Origin of the sequence: Actinomycetospora sp. NBRC 106375 (assembly GCF_030269665.1) — a bacterium.
Taxonomy (GTDB): domain Bacteria; phylum Actinomycetota; class Actinomycetes; order Mycobacteriales; family Pseudonocardiaceae; genus Actinomycetospora.
Genome location: NZ_BSTS01000050.1, coordinates 1 through 6418 on the forward strand (window position 1 = coordinate 1; position 6418 = coordinate 6418).

Consider the following 6418-nt stretch of genomic DNA (forward strand, 5'->3'; position numbering starts at 1 on the left):
TTTTGAAGCTGACTGGCGTAGGAACCGTCATCATCAACTTCCCGGGGCCCACCTCACCGCAGCGACACGACCCCAGCTCCCGGCCCGGTCACACCCTCAGCTGCACTCCATTTCCGGAAGAGCCCCTTCGCCCGTCCTGTGAACCCGCCAGCCCGCTCAACACCTGAAGTGATCGCAGATCTGTCGATCGAGGACTTTGACGTCGCCGGATTGACATGCAAGTAGCCGTGGCGCGGACACCCTAGTGGAAAGCGGTATGGACTTCATGACGAGGTGCCTGTGCGGCTGTGCGAATCACCAATACGACGGGTCGACGGTTGGGGCGCCTCACAATGCCGAAGACCGGTCGCGAGTGCGAGAATTGTCGTGATGACCGACGACCCGCGTGACAGATCGGCGGGCCCGGTCTCCCGGTGGTCCGGCAGAGGCCATCGCCCAACAACCCCAAGACATGAGGACGCGACGATGGAGCAGAGAATGTTGGCGGCGGTGCTCGACGAACTGCGGTTCCCGGCCAGGCGGTGGCAGATCGTGACCGCGGCCGAGCTGTTCGGCGTCGACAACCGCACCCTCATGTCGCTGCGGCAGATTCCGGACGCGCAGTATCCCGATGTGGCTGCGGTCGCGTCGGCGGCACGGCACGCTGCGGCCGCCCGTCCTCGCGTGGTGCCCGCCTGATACCGGAGGATCGGCGCGAATGACCTGCTCGGGACCGACACCTCGGCCCGAGCAGGTCATTCGCGGGGCTCCGCTGATCCGCCCATCCCGAGGTCTCTGTCGATGTCGACGCCGCGGCGAAGGAGCTTCAGGGTGTAGATGTTGTCCCGCGATATCCGGTGGCTCAGACCCGTCGCGATCACGACCGCCGTCATGAGCGGGAGGATGATCGAGTACTGGCCGGTCAGCTCGAACACGATCAGGATCGACGCGATCGGCGCGTGCGCCGCACCCGCGAACACGGCCGCCATCCCGACGAGACCGAACGCCGCCGGGTCGAGCATCAGGGCGGGAAACACCCCGCCGACCACGACGCCGAACGCGGTGCCCATCATCCCGCCGATGAACAGCGACGGCGCGAACACGCCACCGGAGCCGCCGATCCCGATCGTCAGGCTGGTGGCGAGCATCTTCCCGACCAATAGCGCCACGAGGAACGCCGCGGTGTACTGGCCGGCGATACCGTTCTGGAGCACGGGATAGCCCACCCCGTACATCTGGGGCAGGACGAGCAGCAGGGCACCCAACAGCAGCCCGCCGACCCCCGGTCGCAGCCATTCCGGGCCGCGCCACACGGCGTCGCAGAGATCCTCGATCCGGTACAGCACGCGCGCGAAGCCCCAGCCCACTACGCCGGCCACGAGTCCGAGGACGCCGTAGAGGACGAGTTCCGGCGGGGAGCCCAGGCCCACGTCGGGCAGGTGCAGGATGTGGTCGGCCCCGACGAGGGAGTGCGCCGCGACGTTGGCGGTCACCGAGGTAATCACCACGAGACCGAAGGCCTCGGCGCTGAAGCGGCGCAGGATCACCTCCAGACCGAAGAAGACCCCGGCGACCGGGGCGTTGAAAGTCGCCGAGATGCCGCCGGCGGCACCGCAGGCGACCAACAGCCGCAGGCGATGGTCCGGGACGCGGAGCCACTGGCCGATCGCAGAGCCGAGCGCGGAGCCGATCTGCACGATCGGGCCCTCCCTGCCCACCGAGCCGCCGGTCCCGATGCACAGCCCCGAGGCGAGGGACTTCACCGCGGCGACCCGTGCCGGGATGCGCCCGCCCCGCCGTGCCACCGCGACCATGACCTCGGGGACCCCGTGGCCACGGGCCTCGGGGGCGAACCGATAGACCAGCGGGCCGTAGATCAGACCGCCCACGACGGGCGCGAGCAGGAGGAACCAGACACCGAGCCACGGCAGGTGGTCGCTCGCGACGCGTCCCGCGGCCCCGTAGTCGGTGCGGCCCGTGACCGCCCAGGTCACGCCGAGGATGAGGTACCGGAAGACCACGGCACCCAGGCCGGCACCGATCCCGACCAGCAGCGCGAGGCCGACCGAACCGGAGGGGCTCTCGACCAGCCACCGGTGGAGGCTCGCGACGAGGCGGTCACTGCGCCGCCATGCCCGCGACACGTCGCGGGGTCGGCGCCTCGACTCAGCGCTCGACATGTCCGGACCCGTTCGCCGGCCGGACATCGGGCCCCGGTGTGGAGGCGGTGAGGGCGTCAGCCGCGGGGACCGCCGCCCCGGTGGCCGACAGCCCGGCGACGGCCCCGATCACGACGACGGCCGGCGGACGCACGCCCCCGGACCGCGCCGCGGCCGCCACCGTGTCGAGGCGCGCCCGCACCACGCGCTGGGCGGCGGTCGTCGCGTCCTGGACGACAACCGCGGGCGTGTCAGGGTCCCGCCCGCAGCGTACGAGGGTGGCCGCCACCTCCTCGAGGTGCAGCACGCCCATCATCAGCACGATCGTCCCGCGCATCCGTCCCAGCGCCTCCCAGTCGACGAGGCACTGCGGGTCGCCGGGTCGGCTGTGCGCGGCGACGAGAACCACCTCGTGGGCCACGCCGCGGTGACTGACCGGAACGCCCGCGGCCGACGGACCGGCGATCGCGCTCGTGACCCCGGGCACGACGGCGACAGGTACCCCGGCCGCCGTGCAGGCGAGGAGCTCCTCGTAGCCCCGCCCGTAGACGAAGGGGTCACCGCCCTTGAGCCGCACGACGAACCGGCCCCGCCGGGCCCGCTCGATCAGTAGCTCGTTGATCTGGTCCTGCGGCATGGCCGGCCCGTACGGGGTCTTCCCCGCGTCCACGATCTCCACGTCCTCGTCGAGCTCGTCGAGGACCTCCCGGGGCGCCAGCCGGTCGACGACGACCACGTCGGCCGCGGCGAGCAGGCGCCGGGCCCGCAGCGTCATGAGATCGGGCGCGCCGGGTCCGCCCCCGATCAGCGCGACGCCCCGGGCGGAGCACGGGGGGCTGTGCCGGGAGCGATCCGGGTCCGCCGGCGGCCTCGGCACCGCCACGACCGACCCCGGTGCGGTGCCGCTCCCGACGCAGAAGGTCCGCTGCCGGACGGCATCGGCGGCCACCTGCGCGTCCGCGGCGCCGTCGCCGGCACACGCGACGACGAGCCAGGCGTCGTGCAGATCACCGGCTTCGTAGCGCCGCGGACACCAGGTGATCTCCCCCGCGGCGGCGGACTTCGCGAGATCCGCCACCAGCTCCGGCGCCACGACGGTCACGTCGGCGCCGGCGGCGAGCAGCTCCGCCACGCGTGGCCGGGCGGTGTCGCCCCCGCCCACGACCACGACCCGCAGGCCGGTCAGGAGCAGCCTACCGAACCACGGCGTGCCCACCGTCGATCCGTCTTCGGCCGTGAGCGGCATGAGCGTCCTCCTCGCCGGGATCCGCTGCTCCGCGGACCGCTGGGAACTTCCCCCGCACCGGTGGGAACGGCTGGTCCGCCCCGGATCCCGTCGGGTCATCGCGGCCCCCACCAGAGCGTCACCTCCCTCCGCGGACGCCAGCCGGTGAACCCACCGATCGGCAGCGCGTGGGCGACGGCCACCCGGGTCAGCACCCCGCCGAGGCGACCGTGCGCGGCGCCGAGGACGGACTCGCCTTCGACGGTGACGGCGGTGGCGACCAGGCGCCCGCCGGGACGGAGCGCGTCCCAGCAGGCGGCGAGCATGCCGTCGCCGGCGAGGCCGCCACCGAGGAACACGGCGTCCGGCGCCGGCAGCCCGTCGAGCGCACCGGGCGCGCGGTGGGGCACGACCACGAGATCGGGGACGCCGAGGCGTGCGGCGTTGGTCCGGATCCGTCCCGCACGGACGGCGTCCTGCTCGACCGCGACGGCCCGGCAGGTGCGGGAGCTACGCATCCACTCGACGGACACGCTGCCCGCGCCCGCACCGACGTCCCAGAGCAGCTCGCCGGGCTGCGGGGCGAGGTAGGCCAGGACGACGGCACGGATTTCCCGCTTGGTGAGCAGGCCGTCATGGTCGAACGTGTCGTCCGGCAGGCCCGGGACCCGGGTCACGACGGCGGGTCCCCGCCGAACAGTCGGACCCGTACCGACGTCCCGGCGGCGACCTCCCCGACCCCCGCCGGCACGCGGAGCAGGCCGTGGGCGGCGACCAATCCGGACAACACACTCGCTCCCCCCGGCATCGAAACGGCGAGGGGGCCGTCCTCCACTCGGACACGCACCCACTCCTCGACGTCGAGCGACGAGTGCACGGTCCGTTGCAGGACCGCCTCCACGAACGCTTCCGGTCGGGCGGCTCCTCCTTCCAGAGTCGCCAGCATCGCGACTCCGAAGACCTCGAGAGCGATCGCGGCGGCGACCGGGTATCCGGGCAGCCCGAGCACCGGGACCGTCGTCCCGCCTCGCCACAGCACGCCCAGGACGGTCGGGTGACCGGGACGCATGGCCACGCCGTGGACGACGGTCTCGCCGCAGGAGTCGACGACCGAGGCCGTGTGGTCGTCGCGCCCGGCGCTCGACCCGGCCAGGACGACCAGCACGTCCGCGGCGGTCGCCGCGTCCCGGAGCGCGGCCACCAGACGGCACGGCCGGTCGGCCACGATGCCGGTCACCGACGGCCGCGCCCCGAGCTCGCGCAGCCGAGCCGCGAGCATGATCGAGTTGGATTCGGTGATCTCGCCCTGGGCGAGCGCGGCACCCAGCGGACGGAGCTCGTCGCCGGTCGGGATCACCGTCACCCGGGGTGTGTGGTGCACGAGCAGCGTCCGGTGCCCGGTCGCGGCGACGGCGGCGAGATCCTGGGGCCGCAGGCGGTGGCCCGCGGGGAGCATCAGCGAGCCCTCGACGACGTCCTCACCGATCGCGCGCACGTGGCAGCCCGGGGTGACCGGTCCCCGCAGGGTGACCCCGTCGCCACACGACTCGACATCCTCGACGGGGACGACCGTGTCGCTCCCGGCCGGGACCAGGTCGCCGGTGTCGACGACGTCGGAGCGGCGGGCCCCGAGCGTGACCGCCCCCTCGGCGCGCACGTCGTCCGTCCGCACCGCGACACCGTCCATGGCGGCGCAGGTGAACCACGGCGAGGAGCGCCGGGCGTGCACCGGGGCCGCCAGGACGCGGCCGACCGCCGAGTCCACCGGGACGGACACCGGCCCGCGCGCAGGATGCCGGCCGGCCGCGCGGAGCCAACGCTGCAGGGCGGCGTCGGGTGCCGGATGCCCGCCGCGTGCCGGCGCACCGGCCGTTACCCCGGCAGGCATGCGCTCGTCCGGCTGTGCCTGGCCCGCTGCCGGTGCGCGAGGACGTCCGCCCGGTCGAGACGGGCCAGGCGCTCTTCGAGCACCCGCCGGGCGCACGCGGTCCGCGCTGGATCGCCCCGCCACGCCGACAGCACCGCGTCGGTCAGGGCACGGCCGACGGTGAAGCCCACGATCGAGGACGCTGAGCGCCGACGCACCGCGCTCAGGTCCTCGGCGAAGCGCCCGAACGGCTCGGGACCGCACAGGTAGGAGACGGCCCCGACCGCCGCCGGGACGTCCGCCATGGCTGTGGAGGTCGCCTCGGCCACCTCGCACGAGGTGGCCCGGACCCGGCTCCCCACTCCCTCGCGGGCCGGTGTCGTCGTCAGGACGACCTCCCCGGCGGACACACCGTGCGTCGTCAACGCCCCGAACAACGCACCCAGAATCTCCGCGGTCGCGGCCGCGCCCCGTCCGAGGTCGTGGTCACCGTCGGGCAGCACCTCGACGACCAGGACCGGGACCAGGCCCATGTCGACGCATCTCCCGGCGAACCGGGCCATCGTCCCGGCGTTGGTCTCTATCACCGACGCGGAGGGCATCCGCGCGCCGCCGCGATCCCCCACGACGAAGATCGCCCGCCAGGACGCGAACGCCGCCCCTGCCGCGGTCATCGCGGCCAGCACGGTCCCCAGGTCCTCCCGCTCCCGGGTGACCGACTCGCCGCGCCGACCGAACAGCGGCTGCGCCCCACGATCGACCCGGGCGCCGACGAGCAGGCCCGACGCGGGCAGCAGCAGGGGCAGGTCCTCGGCGACGACCTGGACGCCGATCCGGTGGTGCTCGATCGCAGAGGTTCCCGTCACGATCTCCCGGAACGCCGCGCGCGCGGCCGGCGTCCCCGCGATCCCGTGGCGGCGCAGGCGGCGGGAGAGCCTGCGATCGTCGTCGAGGACCAGCACCTCGCCCCCACCGGCCGCGAACATCTCGGCGCGGGCTGTCACGGGAGGTCGAACGAGTCGTCGACTGCGAGGGTCGGCGTGCCGCCCGCTCTCCCCATCGCGGCGCGTGCGGCGGTGACGGAGTTCTTCATCAGCCATACGTCGGTGACCGGCCCGACACCGCCGGGCACGGGGGTCGCGGCACGGACCTGGTGCAGGACCGCGGGCAGATCGACGTCGCCGACCA

General features: G+C 73.7%; 6 protein-coding genes and 1 pseudogene. 1 reads left to right on the top strand and 6 read right to left on the bottom strand.

Annotation, left to right across the window (positions count from 1 at the left end; translation table 11 throughout):
- The first annotated feature begins 465 nt into the window (after positions 1-465).
- The gene (locus QSK03_RS32640) at positions 466-678 is read left to right on the top strand and encodes a DUF2795 domain-containing protein (RefSeq protein WP_285659992.1); all 213 of its coding nucleotides are present in this window, start codon (positions 466-468) and stop codon (positions 676-678) included.
- Positions 679-734: 56 nt separating this feature from the next.
- Here the strand turns inward: QSK03_RS32640 and QSK03_RS32645 are convergent, their stop codons facing one another.
- The 6 genes and pseudogenes from QSK03_RS32645 to QSK03_RS32670 form a co-directional block, all read right to left on the bottom strand.
- Positions 735-2159 (bottom strand): chloride channel protein, encoded by a 1425-nt coding sequence (locus QSK03_RS32645; protein WP_285659993.1) that lies wholly within the window; start codon positions 2157-2159, stop codon positions 735-737.
- Complete coding sequence (gene cobA / locus QSK03_RS32650) at positions 2146-3384, bottom strand: uroporphyrinogen-III C-methyltransferase (RefSeq protein WP_285659994.1); 1239 nt, start codon at positions 3382-3384, stop codon at positions 2146-2148. Before cobA ends, QSK03_RS32645 begins: the two co-directional genes overlap by 14 nt.
- Before the next feature lie 95 nt (positions 3385-3479).
- The gene (gene cbiT / locus QSK03_RS32655; RefSeq protein WP_352232088.1) at positions 3480-4040 is read right to left on the bottom strand and encodes a precorrin-6Y C5,15-methyltransferase (decarboxylating) subunit CbiT; all 561 of its coding nucleotides are present in this window, start codon (positions 4038-4040) and stop codon (positions 3480-3482) included.
- Positions 4037-5251 (bottom strand): molybdopterin molybdotransferase MoeA, encoded by a 1215-nt coding sequence (locus QSK03_RS32660; protein WP_285659995.1) that lies wholly within the window; start codon positions 5249-5251, stop codon positions 4037-4039. The genes cbiT and QSK03_RS32660 overlap by 4 nt, the downstream gene beginning before the upstream one ends.
- A complete protein-coding gene (locus QSK03_RS32665) occupies positions 5236-6234 on the bottom strand; it encodes a class I fructose-bisphosphate aldolase (RefSeq protein WP_285659996.1) in 999 nt (332 codons plus the stop codon). Before QSK03_RS32665 ends, QSK03_RS32660 begins: the two co-directional genes overlap by 16 nt.
- A pseudogene (locus QSK03_RS32670) lies at positions 6231-6418 on the bottom strand (hypothetical protein); the annotation flags it as partial. The gene QSK03_RS32665 and the pseudogene QSK03_RS32670, both read right to left, overlap by 4 nt.